The organism is Aminobacter sp. UC22_36, from assembly GCF_044056035.1.
Taxonomy (GTDB): Bacteria; Pseudomonadota; Alphaproteobacteria; order Rhizobiales; family Rhizobiaceae; genus Aminobacter.
The window spans coordinates 2,980,183-3,002,045 of the sequence record NZ_CP171996.1; the positions used below are offsets into that span (position 1 = coordinate 2,980,183).

At 61.0% G+C, this 21,863-nt stretch carries 17 protein-coding genes and 3 pseudogenes; 1 reads left to right on the plus strand and 19 read right to left on the minus strand.

The genetic code is table 11. The features are described 5' to 3' along the window. Positions 1–32 precede the first annotated feature (32 nt). From rpsQ to rpsL, 15 genes and pseudogenes are all read right to left on the minus strand, one after another. On the minus strand, positions 33–272 hold the full coding sequence (gene rpsQ / locus ACHMW7_RS17950) for a 30S ribosomal protein S17 (protein WP_395446936.1): 240 nt from the start codon (positions 270–272) through the stop codon (positions 33–35). Positions 273–283: 11 nt separating this feature from the next. Next, positions 284–484, minus strand: coding sequence for a 50S ribosomal protein L29 (gene rpmC / locus ACHMW7_RS17955; RefSeq protein WP_395446937.1), 201 nt, complete (start codon positions 482–484; stop codon positions 284–286). Positions 485–497: 13 nt separating this feature from the next. Next, positions 498–911, minus strand: coding sequence for a 50S ribosomal protein L16 (gene rplP, locus ACHMW7_RS17960; protein ID WP_055976423.1), 414 nt, complete (start codon positions 909–911; stop codon positions 498–500). Between the two features lie 27 nt (positions 912–938). After that, a pseudogene (gene rpsC, locus ACHMW7_RS17965) lies at positions 939–1,659 on the minus strand (30S ribosomal protein S3). Beyond that, positions 1,659–2,048, minus strand: coding sequence for a 50S ribosomal protein L22 (gene rplV, locus ACHMW7_RS17970; RefSeq protein ID WP_055976417.1), 390 nt, complete (start codon positions 2,046–2,048; stop codon positions 1,659–1,661). The pseudogene rpsC and the gene rplV overlap by 1 nt, the downstream one beginning before the upstream one ends. A gap of 1 nt (position 2,049) precedes the next feature. After that, positions 2,050–2,328 (minus strand): 30S ribosomal protein S19, encoded by a 279-nt coding sequence (rpsS, locus tag ACHMW7_RS17975; RefSeq protein ID WP_055976414.1) that lies wholly within the window; start codon positions 2,326–2,328, stop codon positions 2,050–2,052. A 15-nt stretch (positions 2,329–2,343) separates the two neighbouring features. Further along, entirely contained in the window at positions 2,344–3,177 is an 834-nt protein-coding gene (rplB, locus tag ACHMW7_RS17980; protein ID WP_055976411.1) for a 50S ribosomal protein L2, read from the minus strand. A gap of 22 nt (positions 3,178–3,199) precedes the next feature. After that, positions 3,200–3,493 (minus strand): 50S ribosomal protein L23, encoded by a 294-nt coding sequence (locus ACHMW7_RS17985; RefSeq protein WP_184774736.1) that lies wholly within the window; start codon positions 3,491–3,493, stop codon positions 3,200–3,202. Next, positions 3,490–4,110 carry a 50S ribosomal protein L4 gene (gene rplD, locus ACHMW7_RS17990; protein WP_115732105.1) on the minus strand — a complete coding sequence of 207 codons (621 nt, stop codon included), beginning with the start codon at positions 4,108–4,110 and terminating at the stop codon, positions 3,490–3,492. The genes ACHMW7_RS17985 and rplD overlap by 4 nt, the downstream gene beginning before the upstream one ends. Continuing rightward, positions 4,110–4,823 (minus strand): 50S ribosomal protein L3, encoded by a 714-nt coding sequence (rplC, locus tag ACHMW7_RS17995; RefSeq protein ID WP_395446938.1) that lies wholly within the window; start codon positions 4,821–4,823, stop codon positions 4,110–4,112. The genes rplD and rplC overlap by 1 nt, the downstream gene beginning before the upstream one ends. A 58-nt stretch (positions 4,824–4,881) precedes the next feature. Further along, positions 4,882–5,190, minus strand: a complete 309-nt coding sequence (gene rpsJ, locus ACHMW7_RS18000; protein WP_006205468.1) for a 30S ribosomal protein S10 — start codon at positions 5,188–5,190, stop codon at positions 4,882–4,884. Positions 5,191–5,254: 64 nt separating this feature from the next. Continuing rightward, positions 5,255–6,430, minus strand: a complete 1,176-nt coding sequence (gene tuf / locus ACHMW7_RS18005; protein WP_395446939.1) for an elongation factor Tu — start codon at positions 6,428–6,430, stop codon at positions 5,255–5,257. Positions 6,431–6,497: 67 nt separating this feature from the next. Continuing rightward, positions 6,498–8,589, minus strand: a pseudogene (gene fusA / locus ACHMW7_RS18010) (elongation factor G). A 32-nt stretch (positions 8,590–8,621) separates the two neighbouring features. Continuing rightward, on the minus strand, positions 8,622–9,092 hold the full coding sequence (gene rpsG, locus ACHMW7_RS18015) for a 30S ribosomal protein S7 (protein WP_067961877.1): 471 nt from the start codon (positions 9,090–9,092) through the stop codon (positions 8,622–8,624). A 77-nt stretch (positions 9,093–9,169) separates the two neighbouring features. Then, positions 9,170–9,541: a 30S ribosomal protein S12 gene (gene rpsL, locus ACHMW7_RS18020; protein WP_008837709.1), complete on the minus strand. Its 372-nt coding sequence runs from the start codon at positions 9,539–9,541 to the stop codon at positions 9,170–9,172. 477 nt (positions 9,542–10,018) lie between these two features. On the opposite strand from rpsL, the gene ACHMW7_RS18025 reads away from it, so the two are divergent. Next, the gene (locus tag ACHMW7_RS18025) at positions 10,019–10,300 is read left to right on the plus strand and encodes a transcriptional regulator (RefSeq protein ID WP_395446940.1); all 282 of its coding nucleotides are present in this window, start codon (positions 10,019–10,021) and stop codon (positions 10,298–10,300) included. A gap of 22 nt (positions 10,301–10,322) precedes the next feature. Here the strand turns inward: ACHMW7_RS18025 and ACHMW7_RS18030 are convergent, their stop codons facing one another. The 4 genes and pseudogenes from ACHMW7_RS18030 to rpoB form a co-directional block, all read right to left on the minus strand. Then, positions 10,323–11,744, minus strand: a complete 1,422-nt coding sequence (locus tag ACHMW7_RS18030) for an APC family permease (RefSeq protein ID WP_395446941.1) — start codon at positions 11,742–11,744, stop codon at positions 10,323–10,325. Positions 11,745–11,958: 214 nt separating this feature from the next. Continuing rightward, the gene (locus tag ACHMW7_RS18035) at positions 11,959–13,053 is read right to left on the minus strand and encodes an esterase-like activity of phytase family protein (protein ID WP_395446942.1); all 1,095 of its coding nucleotides are present in this window, start codon (positions 13,051–13,053) and stop codon (positions 11,959–11,961) included. Between the two features lie 136 nt (positions 13,054–13,189). Continuing rightward, positions 13,190–17,386, minus strand: coding sequence for a DNA-directed RNA polymerase subunit beta' (rpoC, locus tag ACHMW7_RS18040; RefSeq protein ID WP_395446943.1), 4,197 nt, complete (start codon positions 17,384–17,386; stop codon positions 13,190–13,192). Between the two features lie 194 nt (positions 17,387–17,580). Continuing rightward, a pseudogene (gene rpoB / locus ACHMW7_RS18045) lies at positions 17,581–21,715 on the minus strand (DNA-directed RNA polymerase subunit beta). Positions 21,716–21,863 lie beyond the last annotated feature (148 nt).

Below are 21,863 nucleotides of genomic sequence, written 5' to 3' on the forward strand. Positions count from 1 at the left end.
ACCGCCCTCCCCGGCTTGTCCAAAATTCGTTGTTACGCCTGGTCGGTGGAAATGACGACCCAGCGCTTATCCTTGGATATCGGCTTCGATTCCTGGATAGACACCTGGTCGCCCACCTTGTGGGCGTTGTTTTCGTCGTGCGCCTTGTAGTTCTTCGACATACGCACGGTCTTCTTCATCACTGGGTGCGTGAAGCGACGCTCGACCTTGACGACGACCGTCTTCTCGTTTTTGTCGCTGACGACCGTACCCTGCAGGATGCGCTTTGGCATGGTTCTCGTCCTTAAGCCTTCTTGCCGGCCGATTTTTCGGCGGCGATGGTCTTGATACGCGCGATGTCCTTACGAACTTGCTTCACGCGCGCCGTCTTTTCCAGCTGACCGGTCGCCTTCTGGAAGCGCAGGTTGAACTGCTCCTTCTTGAGGCTGGCGAGCTCGTCAGTGAGCTGGTCCTGGGTCTTCGTCCTGACGTCTGAGGCTTTCATGATCAGCCCTTCCTTATTCTGCGATGCGCTGAACGAAGCGCGTCCTGACCGAGAGCTTGGCAGCGCCGAGACGCAGCGCTTCACGCGCCACTTCTTCGGAGACACCATCGATCTCGAACATCACGCGACCTGGCTTGATGCGGCATGCCCAGTAGTCGACGGCGCCCTTACCCTTACCCATGCGGACTTCGGTCGGCTTCGACGTGACCGGCACATCTGGGAAAATACGGATCCAGACGCGGCCCTGACGTTTCATTTCGCGGGTGATCGCGCGGCGAGCCGCCTCGATCTCGCGCGCGGTGACGCGGTTTGGCTCAAGCGCCTTCAGTCCGAAGCCGCCGAAATCCAGGTTGGTGCCACCCTTCGCGGTACCGTGGATGCGGCCCTTGAACTGCTTACGGAACTTTGTGCGCTTTGGCTGCAGCATCGTTCTAACTCCAAATTCCTATGCGTGTCAGGCGTTTTCGCGACGGCGGCCGCTAGGGCGCTCGCCAGCATGCGAATGATCGCCTTCGGTTGCGCGACGCTCGGAAGCCATCGGATCGTGCTCGAGGATCTCGCCCTTGAACACCCACACCTTGACGCCGCAGATGCCGTAGGCGGTCTTTGCCTCGGCAGTGCCGTAGTCGACGTCGGCGCGCAGGGTGTGCAGCGGAACGCGACCTTCGCGATACCACTCCATACGAGCGATTTCAGCGCCGCCAAGACGGCCCGAGCAGTTGATGCGGATGCCCTCTGCGCCGAGGCGCATGGCCGACTGCACCGCGCGCTTCATGGCGCGACGGAAGGCAATGCGGCGCTCGAGCTGCTGCGCGATCGACTGGGCGACCAGCGTAGCGTCGGTCTCGGGCTTGCGAACCTCGACGATGTTGAGGTGCGTCTCGGACTTCGTCATCTCCATCAGCTTCTTGCGAAGCTTTTCGATGTCGGCGCCCTTCTTGCCGATGATCAGGCCCGGACGTGCTGCGTGAATGGTCACGCGGCACTTCTTGTGCGGACGCTCGATCACCACCTTGGAGATCGCGGCCTGCTTCAGCTCGTTCTCAAGATACTTGCGGATCTTGATGTCTTCGTGAAGCAGCTGGCCGTATTCGCCGGTGTTGGCGTACCAACGCGAAATCCCAGGTGCGGTTGATGCCGAGGCGGAGACCAATAGGATTGATTTTCTGGCCCATTATGCGGCCTCCCCTTTCTCTTCGACTTCACGAACAACGATCGTGAGGTGCGAAAACGGCTTCTCAATGCGGCTGGCGCGACCACGGCCACGAGCGTGGAAACGCTTCATGACGATCGACTTACCGACAAAGGCTTCCGCCACCACCAGTGCATCGACATCGAGGTCGTGATTGTTTTCCGCGTTGGCGATAGCCGATTCGAGGGTCTTTTTAACCGTTCCGGCGATGCGCTTGCGCGAAAATTCCAGATCCGAAAGCGCGGTCGCTACCTTCTTGCCGCGGATAAGCGCGGCAACGAGGTTGAGCTTCTGCGGGCTGACCCGGATCGTACGGAGGACCGCACGTGCCTCGTTGTCAGCAAGCCTGCGCGGAGCTTTGGCCTTGCCCATGTTACTTCCTCTTTGCCTTCTTGTCCGCGCCGTGACCGTAATAGGTCCTGGTGGGAGCGAACTCACCGAACTTGTGGCCGACCATGTCCTCGTTCACCGAGACCGGGACGTGCTTCTGGCCGTTGTAGACACCGAAGGTGAGGCCGACGAACTGCGGCAGGACCGTGGAGCGACGGCTCCACATCTTGATCACCTCATTGCGACCACCTTCACGAACCTTCTCTGCCTTCTTGAGCAGATAGCCGTCAATGAACGGGCCTTTCCAGACTGAACGAGTCACTGGCGTTACCTCTTCTTAGCTCTTGCGCTGATGGCGCGAGCGCAGGATGAACTTGTCGGTCGCCTTGTTGGACCGCGTCTTCTTGCCCTTGGTGGGCTTGCCCCACGGGGTCACCGGATGGCGTCCGCCCGAGGTGCGGCCTTCACCACCGCCGTGCGGATGGTCGACCGGGTTCATGGTCACGCCGCGGTTGTGCGGGCGCTTGCCACGCCAGACCGTGCGGCCGGCCTTGCCGTCGTTGATGTTGCCGTGGTCCGGGTTGGACACGGCACCGACGGTGGCGATGCAGAGACCGCTGACGACGCGCTGTTCACCCGAGTTGAGGCGAAGGATCGCCATGCCCTGGTCGCGGCCGACGAGCTGGGCGTAAGCACCAGCCGAACGAGCGACCTGGCCGCCCTTGCCGGGCTTCAGCTCGATGTTGTGGACGATCGTGCCAACCGGCATCGAAGCGAGCGGCATTGCATTGCCCGGCTTCACGTCGACCTGCTCACCAGCGATGATCTTGTCGCCAGCCTGCAGACGCTGCGGAGCAATGATGTAGCTCAACTCGCCATCGTCGTACTTGATCAGCGCGATGAACGCGGTGCGGTTCGGATCGTACTCCAAACGTTCGACCGTGCCGACAACGTCGAACTTGCGACGCTTGAAGTCGATGATGCGGTACGAACGCTTGTGACCGCCGCCGATGAAGCGAGCCGTGATGCGACCGTAGTTGTTGCGGCCGCCCGACTTCGTCAGGCCTTCGGTCAGACCCTTGACGGGCTTGCCCTTGTGGAGGCCCGAGCGGTCGACGATGACCAACTGACGGGTGCTCGGCGTTACTGGCTTGAATTTCTTAAGTGCCATTGTCCTGTCCTCGCGGCCTAGCTCAGAGACCCGTCGCGACGTCGATCGACTGGCCATCGGCCAGCGTCACTACCGCCTTCTTGACGTCGCTCTGGCGGCCGATCGTGCCGCGGAAGCGCTTCACCTTGCCCTTGCGGACGAGGGTGTTCACAGCAGTCACCTTCACGCCAAACAGCGCTTCGACGGCAGCCTTGATCTCGGGCTTGCTCGCCTTCTTGGCGACGTTGAAGACGACCTGGTTGTTTTCAGAAGCCATGGTCGACTTTTCGGTGATCGCCGGGGAGACGATCACGTCGTAGTGGCGGAGATCCATCATTTGAAGCGCTCCTCGAGAGCCTCGACGGCGGCCTTCGAAAGGACCAGCGTGCCGCGGCGCAGAATGTCGTAAACGTTGATGCCCTGGATCGGCAGGACATCGATGTTCGGGATGTTGGTCGCTGCGCGCTTGAAGTTGACGTCAAGCTCAGCACCACCGATCACCAGCGCATTGGTCAGCCCCAGCGTCGCGAAATTCGCGAGCAGTGCCTTCGTCTTGCCTTCGGCGAGCGTCAGCTCGTCGACGATGATCAGGTTCGATGCCTTGGCCTTGGCCGACAGAGCGTGCTTCAGGCCGAGAGCGCGGACCTTCTTGGGAAGATCATGCTCGTGGCTGCGAACGACCGGGCCGTGGGCCTTGCCGCCGCCGCGGAACTGCGGAGCGCGTGCCGAATGGTGACGGGCGCGGCCCGTACCCTTCTGCTTGTACATCTTGGCGCCGGTGCGAGCGATTTCCGCGCGACCCTTGGCCTTGTGCGTGCCCTGCTGCTTCTTGGCGAGCTGCCAGCGCACGACGCGCTGGAGAACGTCTTCGCGCGGGTCGAGACCGAAGATCTCTTCCGAGAGCTCAACCTTGCCGGCATCTTTGCCCGCAAGCGTGGTGATCTTGAGATCCATTATTCCGCTCCCTCTGTGGCCGGAGCCTCGTTCTTCGTGGCGGCGCGGATGCCAGCAGGCTTCGGAGCGTTAGCCGGAAGCGCAATCTTGGCAGCGTCGCGGACCAGGATCCATGCGCCCTTCGAACCCGGAACCGCGCCGCGGATCAGGATGAGACCGCGATCGGTGTCGGTCGAGACAACTTCGACATTCTGGGTCGTGACGCGAACGTCGCCCATGTGCCCGGCCATCTTCTTGCCCTTGAACACCTTGCCCGGATCCTGGCGCTGGCCAGTCGAACCGTGGGTACGGTGCGAAACCGAGTTACCGTGGGTGGCACGACCACCACCGAAGTGGTGGCGCTTGATGACGCCCTGGAAGCCCTTGCCGATCGTCGTGCCCGTCACATCGACCTTCTGGCCGGGGACGAAATGCTCGACAGTGATCTCAGAGCCGACATCGAGCATGTTGTCGGCGGAGACGCGGAATTCAGCGACCTTCGACTTCGGCTCGACGGAGGCGGCAGCGAAATGACCGCGCAGCGCCTTCGTGGTATTCTTCACCTTGGCCAGGCCAACGCCGAGCTGAACGGCGGTGTAGCCATTCTTCTCTTTCGTGAGCTGTGCCACGACCTGGCAGTTCTCCATGCGGAGAACGGTGACGGGAACGTGTTCGCCAGCGTCATTATAGACGCGGGTCATTCCCACCTTCTGTGCAATTACACCTGAACGCATCGGTTCGTTTTCCTTCAGAGGAGCCGGTTGGATCTGCTCGCGCGGCTCATGTTAGCTCTTAGAGCTTGATTTCGACGTCGACGCCTGCTGCGAGGTCGAGCTTCATCAGAGCATCGACGGTCTGCGGGGTCGGATCGACGATGTCCAGCAGACGCTTGTGCGTGCGCATTTCGAACTGTTCGCGGCTCTTCTTATCGACGTGCGGCGAGCGGTTCACCGTGAACTTCTCGATCCGCGTCGGCAGCGGGATCGGGCCGCGAACATTGGCGCCGGTGCGCTTCGCGGTCGACACGATCTCACGCGTCGAAGCGTCGAGAACCCGGTGGTCAAACGCCTTGAGGCGGATGCGGATATTCTGTCCGTTCATGGTCACTTCCTTGTTCTGGCGCGGCGCGGGCGTATTCCCGCCCGCGACAGATCGTTAATTCGGATTATTCTTTGATCGAAGCGACGATGCCGGCGCCGACGGTACGGCCACCTTCACGGATAGCGAAGCGCAGCTTCTCTTCCATGGCGATCGGCACGATCAGCTCGACATCGACGGTGATGTTGTCGCCGGGCATGACCATCTCGGTGCCTTCCGGCAGCGACACGATGCCGGTCACATCAGTCGTGCGGAAGTAGAACTGCGGGCGGTAGTTGGTGAAGAACGGCGTGTGACGGCCACCTTCTTCCTTGGTCAGGATGTAGGCTTCAGCCACGAACTTCTTGTGCGGCTTGACAGTGCCCGGCTTGCACAGGACCTGACCGCGCTCGACGTCTTCACGGCCAACGCCACGGATCAGCGCGCCGATGTTGTCGCCAGCCTGGCCCTGATCGAGCAGCTTGCGGAACATTTCAACGCCGGTAACCGTCGTCTTCGAGGTTGCCTTGATGCCGACGATCTCGACTTCTTCGCCAACCTTGACGATGCCGCGCTCGACACGACCGGTGACAACAGTGCCGCGGCCCGAGATCGAGAACACGTCTTCGATCGGCATCAAGAACGGACGGTCGATCGGACGCTCTGGCGTCGGGATGTAGGCGTCGACAGCGGCCATCAGCTCGCGGATCGCGTCTTCACCGATCTTCTTGTCGGAATCATTGAGCGCAGCAACAGCCGAACCCTTGATCATCGGAATGTCGTCGCCCGGATATTCGTACTTCGACAGCAATTCGCGAACTTCAAGCTCGACCAGTTCGAGCAGCTCGGCGTCGTCGACCAGGTCGACCTTGTTGAGGAACACGACAAGGGCGGGAACGCCAACCTGACGGGCGAGCAGGATGTGCTCGCGGGTCTGCGGCATCGGGCCGTCGGCAGCCGAAACGACCAGGATCGCGCCGTCCATCTGGGCAGCACCGGTGATCATGTTCTTCACATAGTCGGCGTGGCCGGGGCAGTCGACGTGAGCGTAGTGGCGGGCCGGCGTCTCGTATTCGACGTGGGCCGTCGAAATGGTGATGCCGCGGGCCTTTTCTTCAGGCGCTGCGTCGATCTGGTCGTAGGCCTTGAACTCACCGAAATACTTCGTGATCGCCGCCGTCAGCGACGTCTTGCCGTGGTCAACGTGACCAATCGTGCCAATGTTCACATGAGGCTTATTACGCTCGAATTTACCTTTTGCCATGTGAGGTCTCCATTCTTGCTAGCCCGATAAGGGCGTTGAATTAATAAAACGCTGCAATTCGTTGGAATTACGCGTATTTCTTTTGAACTTCCTGAGCGACCGCGGTCGGAACCGCCTCATAGTGGTCGAACTGCATCGTGTACTGGGCGCGGCCCTGCGACATCGAGCGCAAGCTGTCCACATACTTGAACATGTTGGCCAGCGGCACCATCGCGTTGACGACGACAGCGATGCCACGGCTTTCCTGGCCCTGGATCTGGCCACGACGGCTGTTCAAGTCGCCAATGACGTTGCCGACATAGTCTTCCGGCGTCACGACTTCGACCTTCATGATCGGCTCGAGCAGCTGAACGCCCAGCTTCGGAGCGGCTTCGCGAAGGCTGGCGCGACCGGCGATTTCGAAGGCCAGCACCGAGGAGTCGACATCGTGGTAGGCACCGTCGATGAGCGTCGCCTTGACGCCGATCATCGGGAAGCCCGCGAACGGACCCGACGACAGAACGCTGCGGAGGCCCTTGTCGACACCGGGGATGTATTCCTTGGGAACCGCACCACCAACGATCTTCGATTCGAAGACGAAATCTTCGCCCTCTGGGTTCGGCTCGAACACGATCTTGATGCGAGCGAACTGGCCCGTACCACCCGACTGCTTCTTGTGGGTGTAATCCTGCTCGTGGGTGCGGGTGATCGTCTCGCGATACGCAACCTGCGGCGCGCCGACGTTCGCCTCGACCTTGAACTCGCGACGCATGCGGTCGACGATGATGTCGAGATGCAGCTCGCCCATGCCGGAGATGATGGTCTGACCCGACTCTTCGTCCGACTTGACGCGGAACGAAGGATCTTCAGCAGCGAGACGATTGAGCGCGAGGCCCATCTTTTCCTGGTCGCCCTTGGTCTTCGGCTCGATCGCGATCTGGATGACCGGCTCGGGGAATTCCATGCGCTCGAGGATGACCGGGTGCAGCGGATCGCAGAGCGTGTCGCCGGTGGTCGTTTCCTTGAGGCCGGCCAGAGCGACGATGTCGCCAGCGAACGCCTCTTCGATGTCGGAGCGCGAGTTCGAGTGCATCTGCAGCATACGGCCGAGACGCTCTTTCTTGCCCTTGACGGTGTTTTCGAGCGAAGCGCCCTTGACCACCTTGCCCGAGTAGATGCGGCAGAACGTGAGCGAACCGACGAACGGATCGTTCATGATCTTGAAGGCCAGCATCGACAGCGGCTCACTGTCGTCAGCATGACGCTCGATCTCGCCCTCGGTCTTGGCATCGATGCCCTTGATCGCAGGAACGTCGAGCGGCGACGGCAGGAACTCGACGACGCCGTCGAGAAGCGGCTGCACGCCCTTGTTCTTGAAGGCCGAGCCGCAGAACATCGGGAAGAACTTGACGGCGATGGTGCCCTTGCGGATCAGCGCGCGCAGTTCGTCGTTCGAGGGCATCTTGCCTTCGAGGTAGTTTTCGAGAGCCGTCTCGTCCATTTCGACGGCGGTCTCGATCATCTTCTCGCGGAACTCTTCGGCCTTGGCCTTGAGGTCGTCCGGGATCTCGACGACATCCCAGGCAGCGCCCAGGCTCTCGTCGCGCCAGACCAGCGCGTTCATCTCGATGAGATCGACAACGCCCTTGAACTCCGATTCAGCGCCGATCGGCAGCTGGACAGCGACCGCAGTGGCGCCGAGGCGCGACTTGATCATGTCATAGGAGCGATAAGAAATCGGCGCCGATCTTGTCCATCTTGTTGCAGAAGATCATGCGCGGGACGTTGTACTTGTCCGCCTGGCGCCACACGGTCTCGGTCTGCGGCTCAACACCTGCGTTGGCATCGAGCAGCGCGATGGCGCCGTCGAGAACGCGCAGCGAACGCTCGACTTCAATGGTGAAGTCGACGTGGCCGGGGGTGTCGATGATGTTGAAGCGGCGCAGATTGCCGTCACGGCCCTTCCAGAAGGTCGTGGTCGCGGCAGACGTGATCGTGATGCCGCGTTCCTGCTCCTGCTCCATCCAATCCATGGTGGCAGCGCCGTCATGGACTTCGCCGATCTTGTGCGACTTGCCCGTGTAATAAAGGATGCGCTCGGTGGTCGTGGTCTTGCCGGCGTCGATATGCGCCATGATACCGAAATTGCGGTAGTCTTCGATCTTATATTCGCGGGCCATGGGAGGTGCCTCTCAGTCGTTCGGTCGCGCCGTTACCAGCGGTAGTGCGCGAAGGCGCGGTTGGCTTCCGCCATCTTATGGGTGTCTTCACGCTTCTTCACGGCGGTGCCGCGGTTGTTAGCCGCGTCCATCAGCTCGCCGGAGAGGCGGTCGACCATGGTGGTCTCATTGCGGTTGCGGGCGGCAGTGATCAGCCAACGAATGGCGAGAGCCTGACGGCGCTCGGGGCGCACGTCGACCGGAACCTGGTAGGTAGCACCACCGACACGACGCGAACGCACTTCCACATGCGGCGCGACATTGTCGAGCGCCTGATGGAAGACGGTGACCGGCTCCTGCTTGGTCTTAGCCTGAACCTGGTCAAGCGCACCGTAGACGATCGTTTCGGCGATCGACTTCTTGCCGTCATACATGACGGCATTCATGAACTTGGTGACAACCAGATCGCCAAACTTGGGATCCGGGTTGATTTCGCGCTTATCTGCACTGTGACGACGTGACATGGTTCTTGTCTCTCAAACTTGGCCGACGCTCTATTACGCGGAGAACCTCGCGCAGCGCCTAAATTGCAGAACCCGAATTACTTCGGACGCTTCGCACCGTACTTCGAACGGCGCTGCTTGCGGTTCTTCACACCCTGCGTGTCGAGCACGCCGCGGATGATGTGATAGCGCACACCCGGAAGATCCTTCACACGGCCGCCGCGGATCATGACCACGGAGTGCTCCTGAAGGTTGTGGCCTTCGCCGGGGATGTAGCCGATCACTTCAAAACCGTTGGTCAGGCGAATCTTCGCGACCTTGCGCAGAGCCGAGTTCGGCTTCTTCGGCGTCGTCGTATAGACGCGCGTGCAAACGCCCCGCTTCTGCGGGTTGGCCTGCATGGCCGGAACCTTGTTGCGCTTCACCGGCGCAATGCGCGGCTTGCGGATCAGCTGGTTGACGGTAGGCATTAAACCCTCTTGTCTCTCAATTCCGTGTCTCAAGCCCGTTCGGGGCGGCTTCAAGCGCAAAATCCATACGCGAATTCGGGCCCCAAACCGCGACTTGCGGTCTTGCCCGAACAAAGGCAGAGGAAGCGAATCCGCTTCATGCACGCCGGAAATGTCTTCTCGCTCGTAAAAAACGAACCCTGTTTGAGGTGAACTCCAAAGCTTGTCGCTTCGGAAAGACCAACCTCACATCGGCTCAGACGAGGCGGTATCTACTCGCATGACCGCGAACCGTCAAGCCCGTCCCCCCCAAAAACCTTAACGAAACCGGGGCTTCGGGCGGTGCAAGGGGCCTGGAGCAACTTTATTGCGCTGCAACATGGCGCCGAAGCCGGTTTGTGACACTGTTTACCCTGTCTCGCATCCGTTCTTCATGCGAAAATCGACGAAACCGGGGCGAATCCCCATGCTTGCGAATCTGAAACCAGGGAATCACTGATGAACGACAATGACGAAAGGCCGGTGACGATCATCACGGGCCGAGTCTGGCGCAAGAAGGGAGGCAAGCCCGAAGGCGCGCATATCATGCTCGTCGCACCAGACGACGACACCGCCGTGCGCCTGGCGCTCGACGCTCTTGCCAAGGAAGGTTACGCCGAGGCCGAGCTCGACCAGATCGGCGATATGCAAGGCGAGCCGGACGACGAGCCCCACATCTCCGCCTATCAAGGCGCACTCGAAGGCGAAGTCTCGATCGTTACCTTCAACGAGCCGTTCTGACCGGTCGCATCGAGGGGTGAGTTCAGTTGACCGGCCCTGCCCCGCCGATATCGGCCATCTCCGGTTCGGCGGGTTTCTGCCCGGTGGCGCGATTGACCAGGACAGTCACGAACCACAACACCACGCCGATGCCGATCAGGATGCCGGCGATCTTGTATTGAACCGGATCGCGCCCGGTCCACGGACCAGCGAGGAAGGCGCAAGCCACGGCTCCCAGGATCGGCAGCAGCGTCGGGGTGCGGAAATGGCTATGAGCGACCGTATCCTTGCGCAACACCAGCACTGCGATATTGACCACCGTAAACACGCACAGCAAAAGCAGCGCCGTGGTTCCGCCCAGCGCGGGAACCTCGCCGACGAAAGTGATGAGCGCGAAGGCGAGCAAGGTGGTGAAGCCGATCGCGATGTAAGGCGTGCGGCGTGACGCATGGACCTTGCCGAGCGCCTCCGGCAACACACGCTCGCGGCTCATGCCGTAGACCAGCCGGCTGGCCATCAGCATGTTGATGAGCGCGCTGTTGGCGACCGCAAACATGGTGATGAAGCCGAAGATCTCCACCGGGAAGTTCGGTGCGCCGGCCTGGACGACCTTGAGCAAAGGGGTCTCGCCCTCGCCCAGCTCTTCTGGCGATACCAATGTGATCGCCGAGATAGACACCAGCACATAAATCACCCCGGTGATCAGCAGTCCGGTCAGCAGCACCTTCGGGAAGATGCGCGTCGGGTCCTTGCACTCCTCCGCCATGTTGACCGAGTCCTCGAAGCCGACCATGGCGAAGAAGGCGAGCGTCGTCGCCGCAATCACCGACCAGAAGGCGCTGCGGTCAGGCGCGGAATGGAACTGGGTGATCCGTGAGACATCGCCCTCGCCCGCGCCGATTGCCCAAAGGCCAATGACGATAATGATCATCAGGCCGGTGAACTCGACGCAAGTCAGCACGACATTGGCTTTGACGCTTTCGCCAACGCCGCGGAAGTTCACCGCCGCGACGATCGCCATGAAAGCCAGGCCAATCAACGTGATGCCGTAGGTTCCGGTAAGCCCGAGATCAAAGGCGCCTGACAGATTGGCGGCAAAGGCGCGCGAGGCCGTCGACGCCGAGGTGATGCCCGAGCACATCACCGCGAAAGCGACGATGAAGGTGATGAAATGGATGCCGAACGCCTTGTGGGCATAAAGGGCGGCACCCGCCGCCTTCGGATATTTGGTGACCAGCTCAAGGTAGCTGAAGGCGGTGATGACCGCCACGATGAAGGCGACAAGAAACGGCAGCCAGACCACGCCGCCAACCTGCTTGGCCACCTGCCCGGTCAGTGCGTAGATGCCGGTGCCGAGAATGTCGCCGACGATAAAGAGAAGAAGAAGCCAAGGGCCCATGACCCGATGGAGGCTCGGCTCGACCGCAACCGCCTGTCCTTTCGCATTGGAGGGGACGTCGGTCATCGGGCACTCCTCTCAGGGCTGATGCGCTTCAAGGAGAAGGCTATTTTCGTAAATTCACGATGTCAAACAGCCCCCAATACATTAGTCGCACCTTGCGGATTGCAGAGTAAACCCGCCATCGGTGCCAGGCTGGCGAGATCGTCAAGAAGAACCGCCGGATTGCTCCGGCGATACTCTGTGAAGGGGCGACACTTCATCTGCCTGTGCAGGCAGATCAGTTCGTGGCAGCATCCAGTTTCAGGACAACGAACTGGGTGAACTGTTCTGCGTTGAAATTGTTGTCTGAAGCGATGACCAGCGTGCGCTGGCCATCGACGTCCGGCCCCCATGTCACCGACTCGATGTTGTCGATGTCGAGCCCAAAATCGCCCTCCCCGATCTTCAGTATCTTGCGCTTGGACATCGGCTTTGCCGCAACGTCCTTGATCGAGGCAGCGCCCTTGACGTCGGTCGCACCGGTGAAGCTTGCCAGGTAGAAATTGATCTCGCTGCCGATACCAAGCGCGAAGGAACGTTCGATCGTCACAAGCTCATCAGGCCCAAAGAACAGGAATTCGGAAAGGCCGTTGTCATTGTAGTATGGGTCCTGGGTCGCCTTGGTGAAGATCGGGCCGTTGTCATAGACATACTCGGCGGCCACGGCGCCGCTGGCGATGTCGAACCCGATGATGCGCGACGGGCTGCCGGCCTCCAGCGTCGCCTTCTCGCCGTCTTGAACCAACGCATTCTCGGTTCCAGCCCAAAGGGTCTTGCCGTCAGGGGAAATGGCGAGGCTTTCGAAGGAGAGATTGCCGCGCACGCCGCGCGTCTTGTCGGCATTGGGCAGGTAGGCTTCGGGAATGGCGAAGCTCCTGATGTGGCTGCCGTCGGGCCTGGCTTCGTAGATCGCCGGCTGGCCGCCAGCATCGCCCTCGCTCGACCAGAAAATCCGGCTGGCCGACGCGTCGAAGCGGATCGCCTCCGGGTCAACGTCCTTCTTGGCGAACAAGGCCCCCTCAGCATTACGCAGATCAGAACTCGACACGATATCGATGCCGTGGACGCCCTTGCCGTCAATTGCAAGCTTGAGCGTGTAGAGCCGCGCTGGCGCGCGTTCCGAGCGATCGTCCGAAATGGCATAGAACAGCCCGCTGGCCGGATCGTAGTCGAGGCCGGAAATGCCGCCGAACTCGGTTCCCGCGATCTTCAGTCCGGTCGGCAGAACGACCTGGCCGAGCAGCGTCGCCTTGAGCGGCGCAACATCCTGCGCGTGGGCGGGCACCGCTGCTGAAGCCAGTAAGGCAGCGATGGCGGAAACAAGAAACTTCATGATGACGATCACCTGCAATGCGCGTTGAAGGAGCATTGCTAGCGGCGGCATTTGACAGGGACATGAAGCCTGAGTGTCACCGAAATGAAAAAAGGGGGCCGAAGCCCCCCTTTCCCAGTTCTTGCTGACGACGCCCTTACTGAGCGGCGTTGACCATGTCGGTCAGGATCGGCTCGGCGATCTCGACACCCGAGAGCTTGCGGCGCTCGTCGAGGATCAGTTCGTCGCGCGAGGTGGCGATGCGGCGGATCTGGCTCATCATGCCGCCCGTGCCGGCCGGGATGAGACGGCCGACGATGACGTTTTCCTTGAGACCCTGCAGCATGTCGGTCTTGCCGGCGACAGCAGCTTCCGTCAGCACCCTGGTCGTTTCCTGGAAGGAAGCGGCCGAGATGAAGGACGGCGTCTGCAGCGATGCCTTGGTGATACCGAGCAGAACCGGCTGACCTTCGGCAGGCTTCTTGCCTTCCTCGATCAGGCGATCGTTGACCTCGTCGAACTCGATGACGTCGACATGGTCGCCCGGGATGTAGATCGAGTCGCCCTGTACGGTGATCTCGACCTTCTGCAGCATCTGACGAACGATGACCTCGATGTGCTTGTCGTTGATCGACACGCCCTGCAGACGGTAGACTTCCTGGATCTCGTTGACGAGGTAGGACGCAAGTGCCTCCACGCCCTTGATGGCCAGAATGTCGTGCGGCGCAGGATTGCCGTCGAGGATGTAGTCGCCCTTTTCGATGGCGTCGCCGTCCTGAAGATGGAACGGCTTGCCCTTTGGGATCAGGTATTCGACCGGCTCAAGCGTCGAGTCATGCGGCTCGATGATGATGCGGCGCTTGTTCTTGTAGTCGCGGCCGAAGCGGACAGTACCGTCGATCTCGGCGATGATGGCGTGATCCTTCGGACGACGCGCTTCGAAGAGCTCGGCAACACGCGGCAGACCGCCGGTGATGTCCTTGGTCTTCGCGCTTTCCATCGGGATACGCGCCAGAACGTCGCCGGGGCGAACCTGGGCACCCGGCTCGACCGAAAGAATGGCCTCGACCGAGAGCAGGAAGCGGGCGTCGCCGCCCTTCGACAGCTTGCCGACCTTGCCCTTGGAGTCCTGAACCACCATTGCGGGCTTCAGATCGTTGCCACGCGGGGTCGAACGCCAGTCGATGACCTCACGCTTGGTGATGCCGGTCGACTCGTCGGCCGTTTCCTGAACGGAAATGCCGTCGACCAGATCCTCGAACGCCACGCGGCCTTCGATTTCGGTGAGGATCGGACGGGTGTAGGGGTCCCACTCGGCCACACGCTGGCCGCGCTTCACCTTGTCGCCATCGTCCACGAAGATACGCGAACCATAGGTGACACGGTGCGTGGCACGCTCCTTGCCGGCTTCGTCGAGGATCAGGATCGCCATGTTGCGGCCCATCACGACGAGGTTGCCGTCGGAGTTGCGAACCACGTTGCGGTTGCGGATCTCGACCTTGCCCTCATAGGAGGCTTCAAGGAACGAGCTGTCCACCACCTGCGCGGTTCCGCCCATGTGGAAGGTACGCATGGTAAGCTGCGTGCCCGGCTCGCCGATCGACTGCGCGGCAATGACGCCGACAGCTTCGCCCTGGTTGACAGGGGTACCGCGTGCCAGATCGCGACCGTAGCAGACCGCGCAGACGCCGACCTTGACTTCGCAGGTCAGTGCCGAACGGATGCGGACCGACTGAACGCCAGCCTTCTCGATGACCTCGATGTCGCGCTCGTCCATCAACGTGCCGCCCTTGACCAGCAGATCGCCAGTGACCGGGTGGTTGATGTCGTCGAGCGACGTACGGCCGAGGATACGCAGGCCGAGCGAAGCGACCACCTGGCCGGCATCGACGATCGGCTGCATGGTGAGGCCCTTGTCGGTGCCGCAATCAACCGAGTTGACGATGCAATCCTGTGCCACGTCGACGAGACGACGGGTCAGGTAACCGGAGTTTGCCGTCTTCAGAGCGGTATCCGCGAGACCCTTACGGGCACCGTGGGTCGAGTTGAAGTACTCGAGAACCGTCAGACCTTCCTTGAAGTTGGAAATGATCGGCGTCTCGATGATTTCACCCGACGGCTTGGCCATCAGGCCGCGCATACCTGCGAGCTGACGCATCTGGGTGGGCGAACCACGCGCACCGGAGTGCGACATCATGTAGATCGAGTTCATCGGCTTCTGACGGCCGTTGTCTTCGAACTCCACCGCCTTGATGCGGGCCATCATTTCGTCGGCGACCTTTTCCGAGCACTTGGCCCAGGCGTCGACTACCTTGTTGTACTTTTCGCCCTGAGTGATCAGGCCGTCATTGTACTGCTGCTCGTATTCCTTGGCCAACGCCTCGGTGTCAGCGACCAGCTTCTCCTTGCTATCCGGGATCAGCATGTCGTCCTTGCCGAACGAAATGCCTGCGCGGCAGGCATGAGCGAAGCCGAGAGCCATGATGCGATCGCAGAAGATGACCGTCTCTTTCTGACCGCAGTGGCGGTAGACGGTGTCGATCATCTTGGAGATGTTCTTCTTGGTCATCTCCTGGTTGGCCGTGTCGTAAGGCACGTTGACGTTCTTCGGCAGAAGTTCGCCAATGATCATGCGGCCCGGCGTCGTGTCGTGGATCTTGGACACGACATTGCCTTCGGCGTCGACCGTACGGAAACGACCCTTGATCTTGGCGTGCAGCGTGACAGCCTTGGTCTCAAGCGCGTGCTGGAGTTCGCCCATGTCGGCAAACGCCATGCCCTCGCCCGGCTCGTTCTGGTTGACGATCGAGAGATAGTAGAGACCGAGAACCATGTCCTGCGACGGAACGATAATCGGCGCGCCGGAAGCCGGGTGCAGGATGTTGTTGGTCGACATCATCAGCACGCGGGCTTCGAGCTGAGCCTCGAGCGACAGCGGAACGTGGACAGCCATCTGGTCGCCGTCGAAGTCGGCGTTGAAGGCCGTGCAGACGAGCGGGTGCAGCTGGATTGCCTTGCCTTCGATCAGAATGGGCTCGAAGGCCTGGATGCCCAGGCGGTGCAGCGTCGGCGCGCGGTTGAGCAGCACCGGATGCTCGCGGATGACCTCGTCGAGGATATCCCAGACTTCCGGCTTTTCCTTCTCGACCAGCTTCTTGGCCTGCTTGACGGTCGAGGAGTAACCCTTGGCGTCGAGGCGGGCATAGATGAACGGCTTGAACAGCTCGAGCGCCATCTTCTTCGGCAGGCCGCACTGGTGCAGCTTGAGTTCCGGACCGGTCACGATGACCGAACGGCCGGAATAATCGACGCGCTTGCCGAGCAAGTTCTGGCGGAAGCGGCCCTGCTTGCCCTTGAGCATGTCGGACAGCGACTTCAGCGGACGCTTGTTGGCACCGGTGATGACGCGGCCACGGCGGCCGTTGTCGAACAGTGCGTCGACGGCCTCCTGCAGCATGCGCTTTTCGTTGCGGATGATGATGCCAGGCGCACGCAGTTCGATCAGCCGCTTCAAGCGGTTGTTACGGTTAATGACGCGGCGATAGAGATCGTTCAGGTCGGAGGTCGCAAAGCGACCGCCATCCAGCGGGACCAGCGGACGCAGGTCCGGCGGGATCACCGGCACGACCTTCATGATCATCCACTCGGGACGGTTGCCCGATTCCATGAAGTTCTCAACGACCTTGAGGCGCTTGAGATACTTCTTCTGCTTCAGCTCGGACGTGGTCGTTGCAAGTTCCGAGCGCAGATCGCCAGCGATCTTTTCGAGATCCATTGAGGCAAGCAGGTCGTGGATGGCCTCAGCGCCGATCATGGCGGTGAAAGAATCCTCGCCATACTCGTCGACTGCGATCTGGTATTCTTCTTCGCCCAGGAGCTGGTGCTCCTTGAGCGCGGTCAGGCCCGGCTCGGTGACGATGTAGTTCTCGAAATAGAGAACACGCTCGATATCCTTGAGCGTCATGTCGAGCAGCGTGCCGATACGGCTCGGCAGCGACTTCAGGAACCAGATGTGGGCGACGGGCGCTGCGAGCTCGATGTGGCCCATGCGCTCACGGCGAACGCGCGACAGCGTCACTTCCACGCCGCACTTCTCGCAGATGACGCCCTTGTACTTCATGCGCTTGTACTTGCCGCACAGGCACTCGTAGTCCTTGATCGGGCCAAAGATACGGGCGCAGAACAGCCCGTCACGCTCCGGCTTGAAGGTGCGGTAGTTGATCGTCTCCGGCTTTTTGATTTCGCCGAACGACCAGGACAGAATCTTCTCAGGGCTGGCGAGCGAAATCCGGATGGAATCGAACACCTGCGCAGGCGCCTGAGGGTTGAAGAGATTCATGACCTCTTGGTTCATGCCGTTCTCCTTTTCGGGGCCCACGAAAGCCCCTTTTCATCTTGTGCGGGCCAGAGCGCCCGCCTGCTGTGTCGGCCGTCGCCGAAGAATTCTCGTCGAGCGAGCACGATCTTGACCGAAACCGGTACCCAAATCTGGGGATCATGCTCAACGGCGACGCCGCGGGGAAAAAATCCCGCGGCGCGCCTTGGTGCTTACTCGGCCGCGTCGGGCAGCCGGTGCGTTTCGTCGACCTTGGTGTTCTCAAGCTCGACATTGAGGCCCAGCGAACGCATTTCCTTGACGAGAACGTTGAAGCTCTCGGGGATGCCCGCTTCGAACGTGTCGTCGCCGCGCACGATCGCCTCGTAGACCTTGGTACGGCCTGCCACGTCGTCCGACTTCACGGTCAGCATTTCCTGCAGCGTGTAGGCGGCACCGTAGGCTTCGAGTGCCCAGACCTCCATTTCGCCGAAGCGCTGGCCACCGAACTGTGCCTTGCCGCCCAGCGGCTGCTGGGTAACGAGCGAGTACGGTCCGATCGAACGGGCATGGATCTTGTCGTCGACCAGGTGGTGAAGCTTGAGCATGTAGATGTAGCCCATGGTCACCTTGCGGTCGAACGGCTCACCCGTACGTCCATCGTACAACTGCGACTGGCCGGAGGTGTGAAGACCCGCCTGTTCCAACATGATGTTGATGTCGGCTTCATGCGCGCCGTCGAACACCGGGGTCGCGATCGAGACGCCACGCTTCATCTGCTCGCTGAGGCGAACGATGCTTTCGTCGTCATAATCACGAACCGGCTCGTTGCGGTCGTTGGCCGGAATGAAGCTCTCGAGCGTATCGCGCAGCGGCTGGATATCGCCACCAGACTTGTACGCCTCGATCAGTTCACCGATCTTCTTGCCCATGCCTGCGCATGCCCAGCCCAGATGCGTTTCCAGAATCTGGCCGACATTCATGCGCGAAGGCACGCCGAGCGGGTTGAGCACGATGTCCGCATGCGTTCCGTCTTCGAGGAACGGCATGTCCTCGACCGGAACGATACGCGACACGACACCCTTGTTGCCGTGACGGCCGGCCATCTTGTCGCCGGGCTGCATCTTGCGCTTCACCGCAACGAAGACCTTGACCATCTTCATGACGCCGGGCGGCATCTCGTCGCCGCGCTGCACCTTTTCGACCTTGTCCATGAAGCGCTGCTCGAGCTGCTTCTTGGAGTCGTCGTACTGGCCGCGCAGAGCTTCAAGCTCACCCTGCATCTTCTCGTCTTCGACGGCGAACTGCCACCACTGCGAACGCGGATAGTCGTCCAGCGTCTCCTTGGCGACGGTCGAGCCCTTCTTGAAGCCCTTCGGTCCAGCGATCGCGTCCTTGCCGATGAGCATGTCGCTCAGGCGGCTGTAGACGTTGCGATCGAGGATCGCCTGCTCGTCGTCACGGTCCTTGGCGAGACGCTCGATTTCCTCGCGCTCGATCGCCATGGCGCGTTCGTCCTTCTCCACGCCGTGGCGGTTGAAGACGCGCACTTCGACGACGGTGCCGAAGGTTCCGGGCGGCATGCGCATGGAGGTGTCACGGACGTCGGACGCCTTTTCACCGAAGATGGCGCGCAGAAGCTTCTCTTCCGGCGTCATCGGGCTTTCGCCCTTCGGCGTGATCTTGCCGACCAGGATGTCGCCCGGCGCCACTTCAGCGCCGATGTAGACGATACCGGCTTCGTCGAGGTTCTTCAGCGCTTCTTCCGAGACGTTCGGAATGTCGCGGGTGATTTCCTCAGGCCCAAGCTTCGTATCGCGGGCCATGACCTCGAACTCCTCGATGTGGATCGAGGTGAAGACGTCGTCGGCCACGATGCGCTCGGAGAGCAGGATCGAGTCCTCGTAGTTGTAGCCGTTCCACGGCATGAACGCGACGAGCACGTTACGGCCGAGAGCCAGATCACCGAGCTCGGTCGACGGACCGTCAGCGATGATGTCGCCCTTGTTGACCCGGTCGCCCATGCGAACCAGCGGGCGCTGGTTGATGCAGGTGTTCTGGTTCGAACGCTGGAACTTCATCAGACGGTAGATGTCGACGCCTGATTTGCCCGGATCGAGGTCTTCGGTCGCACGCACAACGATACGGGTCGCATCGACCTGGTCGACGATGCCGCCGCGGCGAGCGCCGATGGCAGCACCCGAGTCACGAGCGACGATCGGCTCCATGCCGGTACCGACGAACGGAGCCTCGGCGCGCACCAGCGGCACGGCCTGACGCTGCATGTTCGAGCCCATCAGAGCGCGGTTGGCGTCGTCGTTTTCCAAGAACGGGATCAGCGCAGCTGCGACTGACACCATCTGCTTGGGCGAAACGTCCATCAAGTCGACGTTTTCGCGCGGCGCCATCATCACTTCGCCGGCGTTACGGCAAATGACAAACTCGTCGACGAAGTGGCCGTCCTTGTCGAGCTCGGCATTGGCCTGGGCAACGAAGTGCTTGGCCTCTTCCATAGCCGAGAGATAGACGACCTCATTGGTCAGCGTGCCATCGACGATCTTGCGGTACGGGCTCTCGATGAAGCCGTACTTGTTGACGCGTGCGAAGGTAGCCAGCGAGTTGATCAGACCGATATTCGGGCCTTCCGGCGTCTCGATCGGGCAGATACGGCCGTAGTGGGTCGGATGCACGTCGCGGACTTCGAAGCCAGCGCGCTCGCGGGTCAGACCACCGGGTCCAAGCGCCGAAAGACGACGCTTGTGGGTGATCTCCGACAGCGGGTTGGTCTGATCCATGAACTGCGACAGCTGCGAGGAACCGAAGAACTCGCGCACGGCGGCAGCCGCCGGCTTGGCGTTGATCAGATCCTGCGGCATGACCGTGTCGATCTCGATCGAGGACATGCGTTCCTTGATCGCGCGCTCCATGCGGAGCAGGCCGACGCGGTACTGATTTTCCATCAGTTCGCCGACCGAACGGACACGGCGGTTGCCGAGGTTGTCGATGTCGTCGATTTCGCCCTTGCCGTCGCGCAGTTCGACAAGCGTCCTGACCACGGCAAGGATGTCATCCTTGCGCAGGACACGGACGGTGTCCTCCGCGTCGAGTTCGAGACGCATGTTCATCTTGACGCGGCCGACGGCCGAAAGATCGTAGCGTTCGCTGTCGAAGAACAGCGAGTTGAACATCGCTTCGGCGGTGTCGATGGTGGGTGGCTCGCCTGGGCGCATGACACGATAGATGTCGAACAGCGCGTCCTGGCGGCTCTCGTTCTTGTCGACCGTCAGCGTGTTGCGGATATAGCCGCCGACATTGATATGATCGATGTCGAGGATCTTGATCTCTTCCTCGCCAGCCGCGAGCAGAACCTTCAGGGTCTTTTCGTCGATCTCGTCGCCGGCTTCGAGGAAAATCTCGCCGGTGGCGTAATTGACGATGTCCTCGGCGAGGTAGCTGCCGAAGAGATCGTCTTCGGTCGCCTTGATCGCCTTGAGGCCCTTTTCGGCAAGCTGCTTGGCCTGACGCGCAGTGATCTTCTTGCCGCCTTCGACGACGACTTCGCCGGTGTCGGCGTCAACCAGGTCGCCGACAGCCTTGAGGCCACGGAAACGCTCGACCGAGAACGGAATGCGCCAGTGGTCGCCCGACTTCTTGTAGGTGATCTTGTTGTAGAAGGTCGACAGGATCTCTTCGCCGTCCATGCCGAGCGCCATCAGCAGCGACGTCACCGGGATCTTGCGGCGGCGGTCGATACGGGCGTGGACGATGTCCTTGGAGTTCGAACTCGATGTCGAGCCAGGAACCGCGATAAGGAATGACGCGCGCGGCAAACAGGAGCTTCCCCGACGAGTGCGACTTGCCCTTGTCGTGGTCGAAGAAGACGCCCGGCGAACGGTGCATCTGCGAGACGATGACGCGCTCGGTGCCGTTGACGATGAAGGTGCCGTTGGACGTCATGAGCGGCATGTCGCCCATGTAGACATCCTGCTCCTTGATGTCCTTGATCGACTTCGCGCCGGTATCCTCGTCAATATCGAACACGATGAGGCGCAGCGTCACCTTGAGCGGCGCAGCGAAGGTCAGATCGCGCTGACGGCACTCGTCGACGTCAAATTTCGGTGCTTCGAACTCATACTTGACGAATTCCAGCATCGACGCGCCGGAGAAGTCAGAGATCGGGAAGACCGACTTGAAAACGGCCTGCAGTCCTTCATCCGGACGGCCGCCCTTGGGCTCGTCCACCATCAGGAACTGATCGTAGGATGCCTTTTGAACCTCGATGAGGTTCGGCATCTCCGCAACTTCCGGGATCTTTCCGAAGAACTTGCGTACGCGTCTGCGGCCATTGAAAGTCTGGATCTGGGCCATCGTCGCTCCTTGCTGCCTTTCTTGGGGTGAGCGTCGCTAATGCTCACCTTGCATTTTCGCGCCGCCTCGGCGGCGGCCTATCCAAAACGGGCGAAAACCCGTTTCCTGAAAGCCGCTTGCGGCCATCAGGAAATAGGTTCCCCACAAT